The organism is Neptuniibacter sp. PT8_73 (genome assembly GCF_047778045.1).
Classification (GTDB): Bacteria; Pseudomonadota; Gammaproteobacteria; order Pseudomonadales; family Balneatricaceae; genus Neptuniibacter.
In genome coordinates, this window is sequence record NZ_CP180545.1 from 3333115 (window position 1) to 3352087 (window position 18973).

Below are 18973 nucleotides of genomic sequence, written 5' to 3' on the forward strand. Positions count from 1 at the left end.
GTTATCATATGCGATAACCTAAAATTATTGTAGAACATTTTTCAACCACCAATTACTAAAGAGCTATACAAGCAAACCATCCATATGATCAGACCACTTTTGTAGCCAAAGACGACTCTCCTTTTCGTATTTATGAAGATCATAAGTACCTTCTATACCTTTACGGGAATGACCAAGAACAGCTTCAGCCACTTCACTTGGGCAACCTAGCCGCGCCAAACCGGTTCTAACGGTTCGGCGAAGATCATGCGGAGTCCAGTGATCAATCGCCAGCATTCTATCTGACTGCCTCAAGTGCCATGCTTGCTCAGTTAAGGACTTTTGCTGTATCGGCTTACCAGTCTTCTGTGAAGGAAAAGGGTACTCACCGGTTATATTCTTAAGCTGTTTAAGATAATCCAAGGCCTGCTGCGGTAACTGAACAAACCTCTCTGCCTCATTCTTTGCTGTACGTAGATGCCAATAGCCTTTTTCAAGATCTATATCATCCCAACGGGCATCACATATTTCCCCAGTTCGACATCCAGTCCACAGCGTAAATTTAAGAATATTTTTCTGAGTCGGTGTAAATGCAGAACCTGGAAGCCACTGAAGAAATTGCTTCAGCTCTTTGTCTGTAAGTATCCGTTTACCCTTCTGAGAAGTTAGTTTCACTTTAGCTTGGCGAAGGCTCGACTTAGCCAATAAGGCAGGATTGGCAAAGTCATCTGGAAATTTTTCTAACCCAATTGCAAATTCATAGGCAGCAGTAAACTCTCTCAGGACATTGCCCGCCTGGACATTCGCCCCCCTATCAACGATCCCCATAATTAAAGCGACAACATCCTTGCGGGTAATTTCATAGGCAGGTAGATCCCCCAGGACACGAACAGCATCACCTTCTAGAGTTCGACGCACTTCCCTTTGACCTTTACGCTTACGAGCACCTTCTATGCGTTTGCCGTCAACAACTCTATCTTCGATATAGTGCCGCAAGTACAGCTCAACCATTACATGAACTGTGAAGCTTTGAGTCTCAGTTATCTTGCGCTGTTCTGCTTCAGCCTCTAACTGCTGAGCACGCTCTTCTTTTGCCTCTGTAGCAGGGCATTTACCTGATTTACGTAAAACCTTGAGTTCCTGCAAAGTCACTCGGGCTTGAGCCAATGAAACAGCTGGATAGTTACCAATCTTTATCTGTACCAATTTTCCTGTAACAGGACTGGTATAACGATAAAAGAAAGTTTTAGTTCCAGACCTGCCACACTTAATTCTAAGACCTGAATTTTCTGCCGTATCTGCTTTAACTTTATCTCCAGGTTTCATCACCTCGATGGCTCTTGGCGATAGCGGTTTTGGAGCTGATTTGGTAGTCTGCATCGTTCTCTTATAACTCCTCAGAAGCATATAGGTATCTAAGTTCAGGTTCTTGGTCGGACAATAAAAAGTGTAACCTTTTTAGCACATAGGAACCCCAAAAACAAAAAGCTACACTTTTGGTTACACTTTTTAATGCACTTAAGTGACACCTCATGAAAGCTTATGATTCCTTAAGAGACAGAAGAAAAATCACAAGATACTGTTTTATATAGATAAAATCATATAATTATGAATAAAAGCGCAAGTAAAACAACGGCCAACAAACCAGAACACACACCTATGATGCAGCAATACCTACGCATCAAAGCACAACACCCTGATCAATTGGTGTTTTATCGGATGGGTGACTTCTATGAGCTGTTTTATGACGATGCCAAAAAAGCGGCGGATCTGTTAGACATATCTCTTACCGCCCGCGGCAAATCTGGCGGCGAGCCTATCCCTATGGCTGGCATCCCTTACCATGCTGCGGAGAACTATGTTGGTAAAATTGTTCGCGCAGGTGAATCCGTGGTTATTTGCGAACAGGTAGGTGATCCCGCTACTAGCAAAGGACCTGTAGAGCGTGCAGTTGCTCGAATCATCACACCAGGTACAGTCAGTGATGAAGCACTTCTTGATGAAAATAGAGATAACTTACTGGTAGCTATCAATCAGTCTGGCGACACGTATGGATTGGCTATTGTCGATATCGCTTCAGGTCGATTTAGCCTGATGGAAATTGATAATCAAGATACGCTTATGAGTGAGCTTGAGCGTTTACGCCCATCTGAAACGCTTTTCAACGAAGATAGCCAGCTACATGACGTATTAAGCCAACGCAAAGGCCTGCGCCCGCAATCCCCTTGGCACTTTGAAGCAGATACCGCCAATGATCTTTTATGCCAGCAATTTAAAGTCAAAGATCTAAGTGGCTTTGGTTGTGATCATCTAGCAGTCGCAACAACTGCTGCGGGTTGCTTATTACAGTATGCGAAAGAAACCCAGCGCACTTCACTACCTCATATCAGACGCATTCAGATTGAACAACATAATGACTGTGTAGCTCTGGATGCGGCGACACGCAAAAACCTTGAACTTGATCAAAATTTATCTGGTGGTTTTGATAACACTCTCGCCAAAGTGATCGATAAATGCCGCACCCCAATGGGAAGTCGCTTATTAAGGCGATGGCTACACCGCCCGATTCAAGACAGAGCAACGCTATGTGCACGACAAGCCTCCATTCAGTGGTTGATTGATAACTATCACTTCGAAACGGTTCAAAGCACACTCAAACTCATCGGTGACAGCGAACGCATCTTAGCCCGTATCGCACTCAGATCAGCACGCCCACGCGATTTGGAACGATTAAAAACATCACTTAATTCCTTACCTTTACTTCAGCAACAGATCGAAGCAGCCAATGCTCCGTTAGTAAACGAGTTATCTGAGCAAATCTCAGAATTTCCAAACTTGGCAGAGCTGCTAACCAAGGCAGTGATCGAAAACCCGCCGGTAGTCATTCGTGAAGGTGGTGTAATTGCTGATGGCTACGATGCTGAGCTAGATGAATTACGCGGCATTAGCGAAAACGCTGGCGCTTACTTACTAGAGCTAGAACAGAAAGAGCGGGATCGTACCGGTATTGCCACTTTGAAAGTCGGTTATAACCGTGTACACGGCTATTTTATCGAGATAGGCAAAGCACAAAATGCTGAATTGCCGGCAGAATATATCCGCCGCCAAACACTTAAGAATGCTGAACGTTATATTACGCCGGAGCTGAAAGAGTTCGAAGACAAGGCTCTATCAGCAAAAAGTAGAGCACTCACCCGTGAAAAGGCACTTTACGAAGCGCTGATAGAAACGATTGCTGAAGAGCTGGCTGATCTTCAAGATTCTGCTGCCGCTATCGCAGAGTTGGACGTCCTTGCTAACCTTGCAGAACGTGCTGCAACGCTAGATTACGTGCCACCGACACTGACAGATACACCGCAAATTAAAATACAGCGCGGCCGTCACCCTGTCGTGGAAACTGTATTAAGCGAACCTTTCGTAGCTAACGATCTAGACTTGGATACTGAGCGAAAAATGCTAGTGATTACCGGCCCAAACATGGGCGGTAAATCTACCTATATGCGCCAAGCCGCGCTTATTACTCTGCTTGCTCATATTGGTAGTTACGTTCCCGCTTCAGCCGCAACAATTGGCATTGTTGATCGTATATTTACCCGTATGGGATCCTCAGATGACCTTGCAGGCGGACGCTCAACCTTCATGGTTGAAATGACCGAAACAGCTAACATTATGCACAATGCAACAGAACGCAGCCTTGTTTTGATGGATGAAGTAGGCCGCGGCACTAGTACATTTGATGGCTTATCTCTCGCTTGGGCCTGCGCAGATAATCTTGCCAGAGAAACTAAGGCCTTTACTCTGTTTGCTACTCACTATTTTGAATTAACTAGCTTGCCTGATCAGGCTGCTTCGGTCTTCAACGTTCACTTAACAGCAGTAGAGCACAATGATCACATTGTCTTTCTACATGAAGTCAAAGAAGGGCCTGCGAGCCAAAGTTATGGTCTACAAGTAGCGCAGCTTGCTGGGGTACCTTTACCTGTAATCCAACAAGCAAAAACCAAACTAATGCAACTTGAACAGGATGTGGCGGTTAGCACCCAATTGAGCACCCCACCACCTCCAGTGCAAAATGACATGTTTGCAGCACCGGAGCCGAAAGCCCTGAAAGAGCTAAAGAGAATATCGCCTGACGACCTCTCTCCAAGAGAAGCTCTAGACATTCTCTATAAACTCAAAGAACTTGTTTAAGTTTCACCCACAAAAAAACCGCCTATTGGCGGTTTTTTTTTCGAAGAGCGAAATCAAGCCTACTGTTGCAGTAAGTCCTCTCCACTCAAACCATTCTTTTCTACAATATCACGAAGTTTACGCAGGGCCTCAACCTGAATTTGGCGTACACGCTCACGCGTTAAGCCAATCTCCCGGCCAACCTCTTCCAGCGTACTCATCTCGTATCCTCTGAGCCCAAATCGACGTGACAACACTTCCGCATGCTTTTCAGGTAGAGCATCCAGCCATTTATCCAAGTTACCACTAATATTTGAACTTTGTAGCAACGTTGCAGGATCTGAAGATACTGCATCAGGGATCGTATCAAGCAAAGACTTGTCAGAATCTTTACCCATTGGCGTATCCACAGAACTAACACGCTCGTTAAGGCCTAACATCCGCTCAACATTTTCAACCGGCTTATCTACCAACTCTGCAATTTCTTCAGGAGAAGGCTCATGATCTAACTTTTGCGCTAACTCTCGAGCCGCTCTTAAATAAACATTCAGCTCTTTCACAACATGAATAGGTAAACGAATAGTACGAGTCTGATTCATAATCGCTCGTTCGATTGTTTGTCTAATCCACCATGTTGCATATGTCGAAAAACGGAATCCTCTTTCAGGATCAAACTTCTCTACGGCACGAATTAACCCTAAGTTCCCTTCTTCGATTAGATCAAGCAGAGTCAAACCACGATTGATATATCTACGTGCAATTTTCACGACTAGACGTAGATTACTTTCGATCATGCGCTTACGCGCAGCTTCGTCACCTTTGAGTGCGCGACGAGAAAAGTACACCTCTTCTTCCGCACTGAGTAGCGGAGAGAAGCCTATTTCATTTAGGTAAAGTTGGGTTGCATCTAAGTTTTTAGCATTAAGAAGGTCTTTATGAGCCATACTACCGCGCCCACGACCACTATTTAGAAACTCAGGTTCTTTTTTCTGAGGAGTTCCATCTGTATCCTCATCACGAGTTTCTTCTGTCAGCTCTTCGCTTTCAACAGCGATATCCTGCACATCCGTTTTGCAGTTATTATCGATATTTTCCATTGCCCGTTCCCTTAACCAATCAGTGCTATCACGCGTTTATTAGTTATTTTTATTATTCTATTGTTCTTATAATTATTATTTCGGCAGATATCGCAGAGGGTTTACCGGCTTACCATCACGACGTATTTCAAAGTGGAGCATCACGCGATCCGCGCCTGAATTCCCCATCTCCGCAATTTTCTGGCCTTTATCAACCATATCATTTTCTTTGACTAAAACACGACTATTATGTGCATAAGCGCTTAAAAACTGCTGATTATGGTCAACAATAACCAAATTACCATAACCTAATAAACCACTTCCAGCATAGACAACTCGGCCTTTAGCCGCAGCTGTGACCTTAGTACCATAAGCGGATGCTATATTTATTCCCTTATTGACAGCACCTTTTGTTTTAAACGTAGAAACGATCTTTCCGGATGCAGGCCATCCCCATTTAATTGGTCCCGAAGCAACTTTTGGAGGCTTAGTCTGAGCTTTAGGTACAGGCTTTACAGCTGTTCTTTGCTGCTCAACTTTGGCAGTTGTTTTAGCTGGCTTAGCCGAAGGTTTTGGGGGCGTAGCAGACTTAGAAGCTACTTGAGGTCTGGTATTCTGGGGTTTATTCGTCGCTTTTTGACGACTAGACACTATTTGAGGCTTGGGTGCGATGATAGAAGCATCGCGTACAATAGATTCTGAAACCGTACTTTTCGGTGCCGGTTTCAAGCTAAGCTTTTGACCAGGATAAATATTGTAGTTACCGGCAATACCGTTTCTTTTTGCTAACTCGCGATAATCCAAGCCATATCTAAAAGCAATAGAATATAACGTATCGCCTTTACGAACCTGATATTGGTTAGGTTGAGGCTGAGCAGAAACAGGCACCGATCGTTCGCTCACCGGCGCATAGGTTTTTCCTCCACATGCAACCAGCAGAAATGAGCAATACAGCAGCAGATAACCTTTTAAGCCCACCAACCTACCCCTCAGACTCTATGCCTCAGACCTCCGGCCCATTCTTTCGATCAATAACACCGCTACAGCACCAACAATCATTAATCCAACAGCGTATATAACAAAGGAAGGCTGTCCCGTCATAGATTCAAACGAAAATGGAGATATATTCTCCTGAACGAGAGGAACCTGCTCTCCGTGCCTATTAATGGTGTAAGCGGTTGTATATTTCCACGGCCATACTTTATTCAGAGAGCCCAACATAAAGCCCCCTAACAAAGCTAAAGTCGTCGTTTTAAATGAACTAAACATCCAACTTAAAACACGAGAGAAGCTCAATAGACCAACCGCACACCCTGCAGCAAAAATACCTAGGGTAAATAGCTCAATATTTTTGATTGCCATCAGAATAGGCGTATACATACCTAGTAGTAGAAGAATAAAACTACCTGAGATACCCGGCAAAATCATGGCACAAATGGCCACCATTCCGGCCAAGAAAATAAAGAGCGGCGTTGCCTCAATTGTGGTCGGCGCTATAGATGTGATCATATAGGCAGCAATAGTTCCGGCGATAAACGCGGTATAGCTATTACTATCCCACTGTTCTATATGCCTGCAAACAGACCATACTGACGCCAATATCAGGCCAAAGAAGAACGACCACAATAATTCAGGATATTCAGCCAGCCAAAAGAGCACCACCTTTGCAACAGTCACCAAGCTGACAAAGATACCTAACACAAGCGTCAGTAAAAAAGTGCCATTTACATGCTTCCAAGCAGCAATAGGGCCTTGTTTAAACAACACAAACAAAGCTTCTGGCCCAAATTGCTTTAAGGAGTAAATAAGCTCTTCATATATACCTGTCATGAAGGCAATAGTACCGCCCGATACTCCTGGCACTGCATCTGCAGCTCCCATCATCATCCCTTTGCCCGACAATGCTAGATAGTCGCGCCACGTTCTTCCTTCTTGCTTCAACTTACTACCTCACCGTACCGCTTAACAATGGTACAAACTTCACACAATCTAAAATTTCAGTGCTGAATTCATCTTCAGATAATCTGATAACCAGATTCAACTTTTGGGAATCACTACCACCTACAGGAATAATTAAACGGCCACCAATAGCAAGTTGCTGCTTAAGTTCTTCTGGTACACTTTCTGGTGCACAAGCAGCCAAGATTCCATCATAAGGCGCTTTCGCAGACCACCCCATGCCACCATCTGTATGCTTCAACTGTACATTATTTAGACCAATTAATTTCAAACGCTCCCGCGCTTTATCCTGCAGTGGTTTAATACGCTCTACACTGTAAAGCTGGCCTACCAATGGTGCCAAAATCGAGGTTTGATAACCAGAACCCGTACCGACTTCTAGGACTTTTTGTAATGGTCCTTCTGACAGTAGCATCTCTGTCATTTTGGCAACGATGAACGGTTGCGAAATAGTCTGGTTATAACCAATTGGCAGAGCCGTATCTTCATATGCCCTATGAGCCAAGGCTTCATCAATAAAAATATGTCTTGGTGTATTCCTCATCACATCCAGAACGCTCTCATCCTGGATTCCCTGATCTCTTAATCGATTAATCAAACGATCCCTTGTTCGCTGCGAAGTCATTCCTATTCCGCGTAATTGCTGATCGTTCAAAAATTACTCTCCAACCAATCACCCACATTATCCATGCCTGAATATTGCGTCATATCTGCATGCAAGGGTGTAATAGAAACACATTGTTCTTTTAATGCGTAAAAGTCTGTTCCAGGGCCCGCATCAGCGGCAGGGCCCGCTCCAGCAATCCAATAACGAGTTTTACCACGAGGGTCTTCTGTTGCGATGGGTTTACCAGCACAGGTTCTATGACCCAATCTCGTTACATGAATACCTGCAAAGTCATTCTGTGAGCAATCGGGAACATTAACATTAATAACAGTACGAGGAGCTACATTTAGATACTGTATATTTTCGACCAATTCTCGAGCAACTTGAGCCGCAGAGTCGTAATACGCCGGATGAAACTCTCCAGAAGATATAGCAATGGCAGGGAATCGTAGATGGCGTCCTTCCATTGCTGCAGCAACCGTCCCAGAGTAGATAACATCATCGCCTAAATTAGGGCCAGCATTGATTCCAGAAACAACGATATCTGGCTCAAACCCAAACACACCTGAACTACCTAAATGCACACAATCCGTTGGAGTACCGTTAATCCCAATAAAGCCGTTTTCATGCTCAAAAGCTTCTAAGGGCCGATCCAACGTCAACGAGTTACTCGCACCACTACGATTACGATCTGGGGCAACCACCAGAATATCGCCAACTTCAGCAAGCGCTCTAGCTAAAGCAGCAAGGCCTGGTGCATAGACACCATCATCATTAGAGATCAGTATCTTCATTTATCCCTCATTTCTATCGGGCTGGGTAACATTACAGAGTTCCCGCAATACACTGGTAGCAAATGCACCTGAAGGCAGGCCAAATTCTAGCCAGCATTCGGTTTCATTGATCACATTGATTTCTAACTGCTGGGGCAACAATCTAAGCGATCTTCGCTCTTGCTTTAACGTCAATTGCTCAAGTAATTCACTGACCTCAGACCAACGGCCTACCTGCTCTTGCTCCCATGCCTCAGCTGCAACATTTGGCAGCATATTTCCACCGCCCCACATTGGGCCTGTAAGATTAATCTTTTTACCAGTCAAACGTTGCTGCAATTCATCGGTCGCTTCATTTTCGACAAAGCAGCTCTGACTTCCTTCCAACATCAGCGCATCACCATCAAGAACTGTATTCCAAAGGCCTTGCTCTAGCCTTTGGGATAACACCTGATTGAACAACCAAGAACGAACAGCAGATATGTAAATCCCCTTCTTATTTCTTTGACGCTCCTGATATTCACCGCGCAACAACGCGATACCTTTATCTAAATTACCAAAGTCCCGACCGAACCGTTGCTCGCCAAAATAGTTGGGTACGCCCTCTTGCGCCACATAATCTACGCGTTGCTGCAGCTCATTCATATTAGTAATCTGGCGAAGTCGCAATTTAAAGCGATTCCCCTGAAGAGTACCTAGACGCAACTTTCTTTGATGTCGAACAGCTTTAAGAACCTCGATGCTATCGCCACCAAATAACTTCCAATTCAAATTACGCTTGATTGGAAATTTCGCGCAAAACCATTGCTCAGTGACAGCATGACGATCTTTTTTACCCGCATAACTAACATCTCTAGGGCTAATCTGAGCAAAATTCGCTAATTGCCTGGCAACCCAATCAGTATTTTCACCACATTTACGAATATAAAGGAACACATGCTCACCTGCTCCTTCCGGCTCGAATCCTAGCTGTTCGATAACCTGAAAATCCTCAGGGCAACTGCGGATAACAGCAGAACCAGTGGGCTTTTCATTGAGATATGTGAACTCTGTTGGTAGGGATGTCATTAAATGCTACTTCTCTGAGGCGGGTTCCACCAGCTGGAAAAAGGACTCATCTTCTTTGATCATACCAAGCTCGCTACGAGCCCGCTCCTCCAAAGCAGCATTTCCTTTTTTGAGATCTAAAACTTCCGCTTCTAGCTCACTATTCCGCTGACTAAGCTCTTGGTTAATGCCTAGCTGGAGTTCGATTTTGGCATTAAGAGCCCAAATATCGCGCAGGTTTGCCTCCCCAAACCACAATCTGTACTGCAGTCCGAGTATCAAAAATAATATAAGGGCAACCAACCAGCGATACATAGATTTCTTATAAGTAAAAAAGGGGGCACTAAGCCCCCTTTTTATATCAGACTATTACGTAGGGTACTACGCTTAGCCCTGACCTTTCACTTCAGAAAGGCCATTGTAGATTGCGCCGTCACCTAGTTCTTCTTCGATACGTAGAAGACGGTTGTACTTAGCAACACGATCAGAACGGCATAGAGAACCTGTTTTAATCTGACCAGCTGCTGTACCTACTGCTAGATCAGCAATAGTTGTATCTTCAGTTTCACCAGAACGGTGAGAGATAACTGCCGTGAAGCCTGCATCTTTCGCCATTTTGATTGCGTCTAGGGTCTCAGACAAAGAACCAATCTGGTTGAATTTGATCAGGATTGAGTTACCAATGCTCTGTTCAATACCACGTGACAGAATTTTAGTGTTAGTTACGAACAAGTCATCACCAACCAACTGCACTTTGTCACCGATTTTCTTAGTTAGGTAAGCCCAACCATCCCAATCAGACTCGTCTAGACCATCTTCGATGGAAACAATTGGGTAGTTTTCAGTTAGTGCCGCAAGGTAATCACCGAAGCCTTCAGCATCAAAGACTTTACCTTCGCCAGAAAGGTCATATTTACCTTCTTTATAGAATTCAGATGCAGCACAGTCTAGTGCTAGCGTTACATCTTTACCTAGCTCGTAACCCGCCTTATCGATTGCTTCTTTAATAACAACCAAAGCCTCTTCGTTCGACGCAAGGTTTGGAGCAAAACCACCTTCATCACCAACCGCAGTGTTTAGGCCTTTTGCTTTTAGAACAGCTTTTAGAGCGTGGAAAATTTCCGCACCACAACGTAAGCCTTCAGAGAACTTGTCGAAGTTTACAGGCTGAACCATGAACTCTTGGATATCAACGTTGTTATCCGCATGTTCACCACCGTTAAGGATGTTCATCATCGGTAGTGGTAGGGAGAACTGACCTGGAGTGCCGTTAATCTCAGCAATGTGAGCGTATAGAGGCATGCCTTTTTCTGTAGCTGCTGCTTTAGCCGCTGCAAGAGATACCGCTAGGATTGCGTTTGCACCTAGGTTTTCTTTGTTTTCAGTACCATCAAGCTCTAGCATTTTATTATCTAGCGCGCGCTGATCTGTTACATCCATGCCCGTTAGCGCTTCACGGATAACACCGTTAACCGCTGCAACCGCTTTTTGTACGCCTTTACCTAGGTAACGGCCTTTATCACCATCACGCAGTTCTAGCGCTTCGCGAGAACCCGTCGACGCACCAGAAGGCGCACAGGCAGAACCAATCACGCCAGATGCAAGAATTACATCAGCTTCAACAGTTGGGTTACCACGAGAATCCAGTACTTCGCGGGCTTTGATATCAGAGATCTGTGCCATGGGGAAATAACTCCAGAAATTTTACGTTCTGGGGGCGCCTCGCCCCCAATCCTTAATTCGTTTTACTGTTTAGCTTGTTGATCTATTGCAGCTTGAATGAAGCCTTTGAACAAGCCATGACCGTCACGCGGGGTTGATGTGAATTCAGGGTGGAACTGACAAGCGACAAACCAAGGATGATCTGCAACTTCAACCACTTCAACCAGCTCACCATCAACAGAACGGCCAGAAATTCTTAAACCAGCATTTTCAAGTTGTTCAACGTAGTTGTTGTTCACTTCATAACGATGGCGATGACGCTCAGTGATCTCAGTATTACCGTAAGCTTGAGCAGCAGTAGAACCTTCTGCCAGATGACAAACTTGAGCACCCAGACGCATCGTACCGCCCAGATCATCAGCTTCGCCACGGGTTTCAACACCACCTTCAGAGGTAGCCCACTCAGTGATCAAACCAATTACCTGATGCTCAGCATCTTTATTAAATTCGGAAGATGTCGCATCTCCTAAGCCTGCTACGTGGCGAGCAAATTCAATAACCGCAACCTGCATACCCAAACAGATACCTAGGTATGGCACTTTGTTTTCACGCGCATAGCGAACAGCAGCGATTTTGCCTTCGACACCACGTTCACCAAAACCACCTGGTACTAGAACAGCACTTGCGCCATCTAGAATTTCAACACCTTCACGTTCGATACGCTCAGAGTCGATACATTCGATGCGAACTTTTTTCTTCAATGCGATACCCGCATGAGAGATCGCTTCGATAAGAGATTTATAGGCATCCAACAGCTCCATGTACTTACCCACCATAGCGATTTTAACTTCGCCTTCTGGGTTAAGATGAGCATCTGCTACACGATCCCATTCACCTAGATCTGCTTCTGTGCACTCTAAGTGGAAACGCTCCACTACGATATCGTCTAAGCCTTGCTCAGACAGCATTCGAGGGATGTTATAGATAGTATCTGCATCAGGAAGCGACACCACTGCACGCTCTTCAACGTTGGTAAACAACGAAAGCTTACGACGAGAAGAGTCTGGAAGTGGGAAATCGGAACGACATACCAAAATATCTGGCTGAATACCGATAGAACGCAGCTCTTTTACTGAGTGCTGTGACGGCTTAGTTTTGATTTCGCCAGCTGTCGCAATGTATGGAACAAGTGTCAGGTGCATAAACATCGCACGAGCGGAACCAAGTTCAGCTTTCAACTGACGTACCGCTTCCATAAACGGCAATGATTCAATATCACCTACTGTGCCGCCAATCTCTACTAGGGCAACATCAGCATCACCAGCGCCTTCGATTACACGACGCTTAATTTCATCTGTGATGTGCGGAATAACCTGAACTGTTCCACCGAGGTAGTCACCACGACGCTCTTTACGTAAAACATGCTGATAGATACGACCAGCAGTAAAGTTATTACGTTTGCTCATCGTTGTACGGATGAAACGCTCGTAGTGGCCCAAGTCTAGGTCAGTTTCTGCACCATCCTCAGTAACAAAAACCTCACCATGCTGAATTGGGCTCATTGTCCCTGGATCCACGTTAATATACGGGTCCAATTTCAACATAGTTACTTTAAGCCCTCTGGCTTCCAAAATAGCAGCCAAAGAAGCGGATGCGATGCCTTTGCCCAATGAGGACACAACACCGCCTGTGACGAAGATATAACGCGTCATGCAGAACCTGTTTGATCGTGTTTAAGCGAGGATTTTTTAAGATCGAGATGGGGCTATAGGATAGCAAATCAGGGCTAATCAGACAACGATAAGGGACGCCATAAAAGCGAAAAACCTGAGCTTTCTTTATCCCAGCCATTACAAACACAGATACCGGGCACGGCAACTACGGTTTCACCCTGAAAAATCAATGGCCAGTCAGACTTCACCCAAGGAGGAAGATCTGCTTCTTGGAGCAATTTTTTTACCGATTTTGAAAGCACTTGCCCATGAGGAACACATCGCTCCCCACCCTTGCGGCGCCGCAGCATCAATGGTTTCTGCAGCGGTTTAGCCAATTCGATGGTTAGCTCACCGTCTCCCAATACCCAACAGCCAGCCTCAGATATTTCAACATTATCGAGTAGTTCATAGGATGGAGATACTATATACAAATGATTGCGAAAGCGGCGTAGCGAGTGCTCCTGAATTGAATAAATGGGATTAGCATCCGATTGCGCTTGAATAACATCCTGCTGAATTTGCTTTAACTGCTGCTCATTAAGCAAGAAACCAACCTCGTTATAGACCCAGCGGCGAATCAGATCTAAACGCTTAACCTCAGCCAGATTGCCCCAAACAGCTAAATTCAACTGTTTCTTAGTAACTAAGCATTGACTCAAATCTTGATCTAAATAGTGATTCAACAAAGACTCACTTTTAGTTACTAAGTCCGCATTTTTTTGCCAACGAGCAAGCAATTGCGGCCAACGCTGCTTTAATTCAGGTAATACCTTATGTCTTAAAAAGTTGCGGTCATAATCAATGGAATCATTAGATGGATCCTGAATAAATTCTAGGTCAATCGCAGTTGCCGCTTGCTCCAATTGTTTGCGCGAACAATAAAGCAATGGCCGTAATAGATAACCCTGCCCCAGATCCCGCTGTTCAGGCATACCTTTTAGGCCAGTCAGGCCAGTACCTCTTAACCAACGAAACAGCAATGTTTCAGCTTGATCATCAGCATGATGACCAAACAACACACAATCACCTTCGACAACAAAGTTATTAAATGCTGCGTATCGCGCATCCCTTGCCGCAACTTCAGAGGAATTATTAGGAATCACGGAAACCAAATGATGAACAACACCATGAAGCTCAGCCTGTCTCTCGGAAAATGTCGACCAACTATCTGCCTCAACCTGCAAATTATGGTTGATATGAAGCACGACTATTTGGCTGCGTGGTAACACCTTACAAGCAAGGTGCAGCAATAACTGAGAGTCTAAGCCACCGCTATGAGCAATAACCCAACGGGAGATTGAAGAGGACGAATCAAGGGAAGAGATAAAACGGGAGGTCAGCGCCTTAAACTGGCGCTCACACTCCTGTAAAGCGGTGAGATTGCCTGTATTAGGCTTCACCACCAAAACCGTATGCCATCAAGCGCTTATAACGACGCTCCAGCAATTCATCGGTAGATAGTTCATCTAAGCGACCCAGCACTTCAGATAGGTGACGCTTAAGATTTGCCGCTGTTAGGGCTGGATCACGGTGAGCACCACCAAGTGGCTCACTTACGATCTGATCAACAAGGCCCAACTCAAGTAGACGATCAGAAGTAATCCCCATCGCTTTAGCTGCATCTGCAGCACGCTCAGCGCTCTTCCAAAGAATAGAAGCACAACCTTCTGGAGAAATTACTGAATACGTAGAGTAACTCATCATCATGAGTTCATCGCATACACCGATCGCTAATGCACCACCCGAACCACCTTCACCGATAACAGTGGAAATTACAGGTGTTTTTAGCTGAGACATTTTCGCTAGGTTAAATGCAATAGCTTCTGACTGGCCACGTTCTTCAGCATCAATACCTGGGTAAGCTCCCGGAGTATCAATAAAGGTCATGATTGGCATTTTAAAACGCTCAGCCATTTCCATTAGACGTAGTGCTTTACGGTAACCCTCTGGACGAGGCATACCAAAGTTACGCTTCTGACGCTCCTGAACACCACGACCTTTCTGATGACCAATTACCATTATTGGTCGCTCATCCATACGCGCAATACCACCCACGATAGCCTGATCATCAGCAAAATGGCGATCGCCGTGAATTTCATCAAACTCATCGAACATATAATCGATGTAGTCCAATGTATATGGACGCTGAGGGTGACGGGATAACTGCGATACTTGCCAAGCAGACAGATCAGAGAAAATAGATTCTGTCAGAGTGCGGCTTTTGTCTTCCAGACGCTTAATCTCATCAGAGATATTCAGTTCAGCTGAATCCCCTACCAGACGTAGCTCTTCAATCTTTGCCTGCAGCTCTGCAATTGGCTGTTCAAAATCCAGATAGTTCGGATTCATATGACTCATCTATTCAATAGTAAAAAAATTGTCCAAAGTGTACCTGTTTGCAGCTTTAAGAACCAGACCCTACAAGAGAAAGCCTCGACTCCAAACAGGACAGCTAAATTACGCGAGTTAAACTGACTAATAGGTTAATGAAACAGCATCACTTCCGAACCGCTCCATTAATGCAATCAACAAATCATCGTTAGCCTGAACCTGCCAGTTATCACCCAAAGTTATGGTTGCCTCAGCATCAGGTCTAGAGTAGCGCAACTGCACTGGCAGAGAACCCTCACCCTTATAACTATTAAGTAATTCCTGCAGCTCTTTCAAGCGCCTACCAGCTAACTGACTTTCGTTACATTTTACTTGGATACCTGCCGCATACTGAGCACGTGCCTGAGGAATAGTCAGCACCTTGCTTACACGCACCTTGATTCCACCAGAAAAGTGATCCTCTGCCACTTCACCTTCAACCACTAGCACCGCATCCTTATGAACAAGTTCACGTACAGCATCATAGGTATCTCCAAACAACGTCACATCGATACGCGCGGTGCGATCATCCAAGGTCACAAAGCAGAGATTATCGCCCTTTTTGGTTTTCTTCAGTCTAAGATCAACCACCAACCCTGCCATTTTTTGAGTTTGACCACGGGCAGGCTGCAACTCAACGATACGCTTACCAACAAAGTGCCTTAACTCGGACTCATATTCATCGATAGGATGGCCGGTGAGGTACAAACCGAGCGTATCTTTTTCACCCGTAAGACGCTCTTTATCAGTCCAAGACCTTACCGACTTGTAGTCTTCATACGAGCAGCGATCAGATTCAGCTTCTACCTCACCAAATAAGTCGAACATCCCTGCATCTTGGTTTTTAGCCGCTTGATCGGCAGCTTTCAGCGCATCCGGAATAGCTTCCCATAGAATGGCTCGCTCAGCGCCCAAACAATCTAGCGCACCAGAACGAACCAAAGCTTCTAATACACGCTTATTAAGCTTCTTCGCACCAACCCGCTCACAGAAATCAAATAGATCCGTAAATGGACCGCCATCTGCACGTGCTTCCGTGATTGCCTCTATAGGTCCTTCACCTACGCCTTTAATCGCACCTAGACCATAAACAATGACACCTTCATCATTTACGGTGAACATATACTCACCGGTATTAACGTCCGGCAACGCAGGAGGAATACCCATCACACGACACTCTTCAATGAAGATCACCACCTTGTCGGTGTTCTGCATATCAGAAGAGATTACCGCCGCCATAAACGGCGCAGGGTAATGAGCTTTCAGCCAAGCCGTTTGATAAGAAACTAAGGCATAAGCTGCAGAGTGGGATTTGTTAAAACCATAACCTGCGAATTTCTCTACTAGGTCAAAGATATTCCCAGCTAAGTCACGATCGATCCCATTCTGCTCTGAACCATCAAGGAAAGAGACACGCTGCTTAGCCATCTCTTCAGGTTTCTTTTTACCCATCGCACGACGCAGCATATCCGCACCACCAAGGGTATAACCTGCCATTACCTGAGCAATCTGCATTACCTGCTCTTGGTAAAGGATAATTCCGTAAGTCGGTTCGAGTACTGGTTGCAGTGAATCCAATTGATAATCAGGATGTGGCCACGCCATCTCCGCGCGACCATGCTTACGGTTGATAAAGTCATCTACCATGCCTGATTGAAGCGGCCCCGGACGGAATAGAGCTACTAGCGCGACAATATCTTCAAAGCGCGAAGGTAACAGCCTGCGAACCAAATCCTTCATACCGCTGGACTCAAGCTGGAATACTGCTGTAGTTTCAGCAGCTTGCAGAAGATCAAAGGTCTTTCTGTCTTCTAGATCAATCAGAGCGATATCAAGCGGCTCTTCACCGCTCTTTTCGCGAATACGGTTTACCGTTTGTAACGCCCAATCGATAATCGTCAGCGTACGCAGACCCAAGAAGTCGAATTTTACTAACCCAGCTTCTTCGACATCGCCTTTATCGAACTGAGTAACAAGGCCATTACCCTCTTCATCACAGTATGTAGCAGCAAAGTCCGTCAATTTAGTTGGCGCGATTACAACGCCACCGGCGTGCTTACCTACATTTCGCGTCACACCTTCGAGCTTATACGCCATATCCATGATTTCTTGAGCCTCTTCACTGGACTCAATAAACTCGCCTAGCATAGGTTCCTGATCCAAGGCTTTTTTCAGAGTAATGCCTGGCTCAAAAGGAATAAGCTTTGAAAGTCGGTCTGCAAGACCAAATGGTTTACCTTGTACACGCGCCACATCTCGAACTACCGCTTTCGCAGCCATAGTACCGAAGGTTACGATCTGAGAAACAGCATCGCGTCCGTAAGTTCGCGCTACATAGTCGATTACCTTATCTCGGTTATCCATGCAGAAATCGATATCGAAGTCAGGCATGGAGACACGCTCAGGGTTGAGGAATCGTTCGAACAGAAGGTCATATTCTAACGGATCAAGATCGGTAATTTTTTGTGCATAAGCTACCAAGGAACCCGCACCTGAACCACGCCCAGGGCCTACAGGAACACCGTTTTCCTTACCCCACATAATGAAGTCCATTACGATCAGGAAGTAACCCGGGAAACCCATCTGGATAATAATATCCAATTCAAACTCTAAGCGATCAATATATTCCTGACGCTTCGCTTGATAATCAGGATCTTCTTTATCAAGAATTATCTCAAGGCGCTCTTCCAAGCCATCAAAAGACACTTTTCGGAAATAATCATCCATCAGCATCCCTTCAGGGATAGGGTACTTCGGTAAATAATATGTGCCGATTTCAATCTCAATATTACAGCGCTTAGCAATCGCTACTGTGTTTTGGACCGCAGATGGGATATCACTGAAAAGCTCAACCATCTCTTCTTGGGAACGGAAGTATTGCTGGTCACTGTATTCTTTCGGACGCGTTGGATCTTCTAATGTACGGCCTTGGTTGATGCATACACGTACTTCATGAGCCTCAAAATCTGACTCATTGATAAACATGACCTCATTGGTCGCAACTAATGGGCAGTTATAGGTTTTAGCCAACTCAACAGAATCATGAACGATCTGCTCGTCACCCACCCTACCTGTTCTCTGCACTTCTAGATAAAAGCTGTTTGGAAAGACTTTCATCCAGCGTTCTAAAATTACCCCAGCCTGATCATTTTCAGCCAAGATAGAACGACCAATTTCACCTTTCCGCCCACCTGACAATGCAATTAAGCCCGCTGATTTAGCCTCTACCCATTCAGGTTTCACCAAGGCCATATCCGCTAGAACATTTTGACCCTCAGCATAAGCCTGAGAGATCAATTCCATCAGGTTGAGGTAACCCTCTGCATTTCGCACTAACAAGGTTAATCGGTAAGGCTCTCCACCGGGCTCATCAGTATTCTCCACCCACAGGTCGGAACCGCAGATAGGCTTAATACCACTGCCTGTTGCCGCTTTAAAGAATTTCACCAAACCAAAGAAATTAGTTTGATCAGTCATACCAACGGCGGGCATATGGTCATCTTTAGCGGCATTAACCAGCTCTTTGACTCGAACCAAGCCGTCAACTAGGGAAAATTCTGTGTGAACGCGAAGATGAATAAACTGCGGATCAGACATAAAGCAAACTTTTTAAAG

Annotated in this window: 14 protein-coding genes; 1 reads left to right on the forward strand and 13 read right to left on the reverse strand. The window is 45.1% G+C overall.

Annotated features, from left to right (window positions below):
• Positions 1 to 63 precede the first annotated feature (63 nt).
• Positions 64 to 1359 (reverse strand): tyrosine-type recombinase/integrase, encoded by a 1296-nt coding sequence (locus ACMXYN_RS15135; protein ID WP_415892556.1) that lies wholly within the window; start codon positions 1357 to 1359, stop codon positions 64 to 66.
• 228 nt (positions 1360 to 1587) lie between these two features.
• On the opposite strand from ACMXYN_RS15135, the gene mutS reads away from it, so the two are divergent.
• Positions 1588 to 4170 (forward strand): DNA mismatch repair protein MutS, encoded by a 2583-nt coding sequence (gene mutS, locus ACMXYN_RS15140; protein WP_415892557.1) that lies wholly within the window; start codon positions 1588 to 1590, stop codon positions 4168 to 4170.
• Positions 4171 to 4229: 59 nt separating this feature from the next.
• Here the strand turns inward: mutS and rpoS are convergent, their stop codons facing one another.
• The 12 genes from rpoS to dnaE form a co-directional block, all read right to left on the reverse strand.
• Positions 4230 to 5246, reverse strand: coding sequence for an RNA polymerase sigma factor RpoS (rpoS, locus tag ACMXYN_RS15145; RefSeq protein WP_415892558.1), 1017 nt, complete (start codon positions 5244 to 5246; stop codon positions 4230 to 4232).
• Positions 5247 to 5321: 75 nt separating this feature from the next.
• Positions 5322 to 6203 carry a peptidoglycan DD-metalloendopeptidase family protein gene (locus ACMXYN_RS15150; protein WP_415892559.1) on the reverse strand — a complete coding sequence of 294 codons (882 nt, stop codon included), beginning with the start codon at positions 6201 to 6203 and terminating at the stop codon, positions 5322 to 5324.
• 18 nt (positions 6204 to 6221) lie between these two features.
• Entirely contained in the window at positions 6222 to 7166 is a 945-nt protein-coding gene (locus tag ACMXYN_RS15155; protein ID WP_415892560.1) for a DUF368 domain-containing protein, read from the reverse strand.
• Between the two features lie 4 nt (positions 7167 to 7170).
• Positions 7171 to 7809, reverse strand: a complete 639-nt coding sequence (locus tag ACMXYN_RS15160; RefSeq protein ID WP_415892561.1) for a protein-L-isoaspartate(D-aspartate) O-methyltransferase — start codon at positions 7807 to 7809, stop codon at positions 7171 to 7173.
• 26 nt (positions 7810 to 7835) lie between these two features.
• A complete protein-coding gene (surE, locus tag ACMXYN_RS15165) occupies positions 7836 to 8585 on the reverse strand; it encodes a 5'/3'-nucleotidase SurE (protein WP_415892562.1) in 750 nt (249 codons plus the stop codon).
• Positions 8586 to 9632 (reverse strand): tRNA pseudouridine(13) synthase TruD, encoded by a 1047-nt coding sequence (gene truD / locus ACMXYN_RS15170; protein WP_415892563.1) that lies wholly within the window; start codon positions 9630 to 9632, stop codon positions 8586 to 8588. It lies immediately after the preceding gene.
• A 6-nt stretch (positions 9633 to 9638) separates the two neighbouring features.
• On the reverse strand, positions 9639 to 9926 hold the full coding sequence (gene ftsB / locus ACMXYN_RS15175) for a cell division protein FtsB (RefSeq protein WP_415892564.1): 288 nt from the start codon (positions 9924 to 9926) through the stop codon (positions 9639 to 9641).
• 72 nt (positions 9927 to 9998) lie between these two features.
• Positions 9999 to 11294, reverse strand: a complete 1296-nt coding sequence (gene eno / locus ACMXYN_RS15180; RefSeq protein ID WP_415885819.1) for a phosphopyruvate hydratase — start codon at positions 11292 to 11294, stop codon at positions 9999 to 10001.
• A gap of 62 nt (positions 11295 to 11356) precedes the next feature.
• Positions 11357 to 12985 (reverse strand): CTP synthase, encoded by a 1629-nt coding sequence (locus ACMXYN_RS15185; protein WP_415892565.1) that lies wholly within the window; start codon positions 12983 to 12985, stop codon positions 11357 to 11359.
• A 74-nt stretch (positions 12986 to 13059) separates the two neighbouring features.
• Positions 13060 to 14388 carry a tRNA lysidine(34) synthetase TilS gene (tilS, locus tag ACMXYN_RS15190; protein WP_415892566.1) on the reverse strand — a complete coding sequence of 443 codons (1329 nt, stop codon included), beginning with the start codon at positions 14386 to 14388 and terminating at the stop codon, positions 13060 to 13062.
• Entirely contained in the window at positions 14378 to 15337 is a 960-nt protein-coding gene (gene accA / locus ACMXYN_RS15195; protein WP_415882439.1) for an acetyl-CoA carboxylase carboxyl transferase subunit alpha, read from the reverse strand. Before accA ends, tilS begins: the two co-directional genes overlap by 11 nt.
• Before the next feature lie 126 nt (positions 15338 to 15463).
• Positions 15464 to 18955 (reverse strand): DNA polymerase III subunit alpha, encoded by a 3492-nt coding sequence (gene dnaE / locus ACMXYN_RS15200; protein ID WP_415892567.1) that lies wholly within the window; start codon positions 18953 to 18955, stop codon positions 15464 to 15466.
• Between the last annotated feature and the right edge of the window lie 18 nt (positions 18956 to 18973).

Coding starts and splice junctions, on each gene's coding strand:
- ACMXYN_RS15135 (WP_415892556.1), bottom strand. CDS start 1,359: ATGCAGACTACCAAATCAGCTCCAAAACCGCTATCGCCAAGAGCCATC.
- mutS (WP_415892557.1), top strand. CDS start 1,588: ATGAATAAAAGCGCAAGTAAAACAACGGCCAACAAACCAGAACACACA.
- rpoS (WP_415892558.1), bottom strand. CDS start 5,246: ATGGAAAATATCGATAATAACTGCAAAACGGATGTGCAGGATATCGCT.
- ACMXYN_RS15160 (WP_415892561.1), bottom strand. CDS start 7,809: ATGACTTCGCAGCGAACAAGGGATCGTTTGATTAATCGATTAAGAGAT.
- surE (WP_415892562.1), bottom strand. CDS start 8,585: ATGAAGATACTGATCTCTAATGATGATGGTGTCTATGCACCAGGCCTT.
- truD (WP_415892563.1), bottom strand. CDS start 9,632: ATGACATCCCTACCAACAGAGTTCACATATCTCAATGAAAAGCCCACT.
- ftsB (WP_415892564.1), bottom strand. CDS start 9,926: ATGTATCGCTGGTTGGTTGCCCTTATATTATTTTTGATACTCGGACTG.
- eno (WP_415885819.1), bottom strand. CDS start 11,294: ATGGCACAGATCTCTGATATCAAAGCCCGCGAAGTACTGGATTCTCGT.
- ACMXYN_RS15185 (WP_415892565.1), bottom strand. CDS start 12,985: ATGACGCGTTATATCTTCGTCACAGGCGGTGTTGTGTCCTCATTGGGC.
- accA (WP_415882439.1), bottom strand. CDS start 15,337: ATGAATCCGAACTATCTGGATTTTGAACAGCCAATTGCAGAGCTGCAG.
- dnaE (WP_415892567.1), bottom strand. CDS start 18,955: ATGTCTGATCCGCAGTTTATTCATCTTCGCGTTCACACAGAATTTTCC.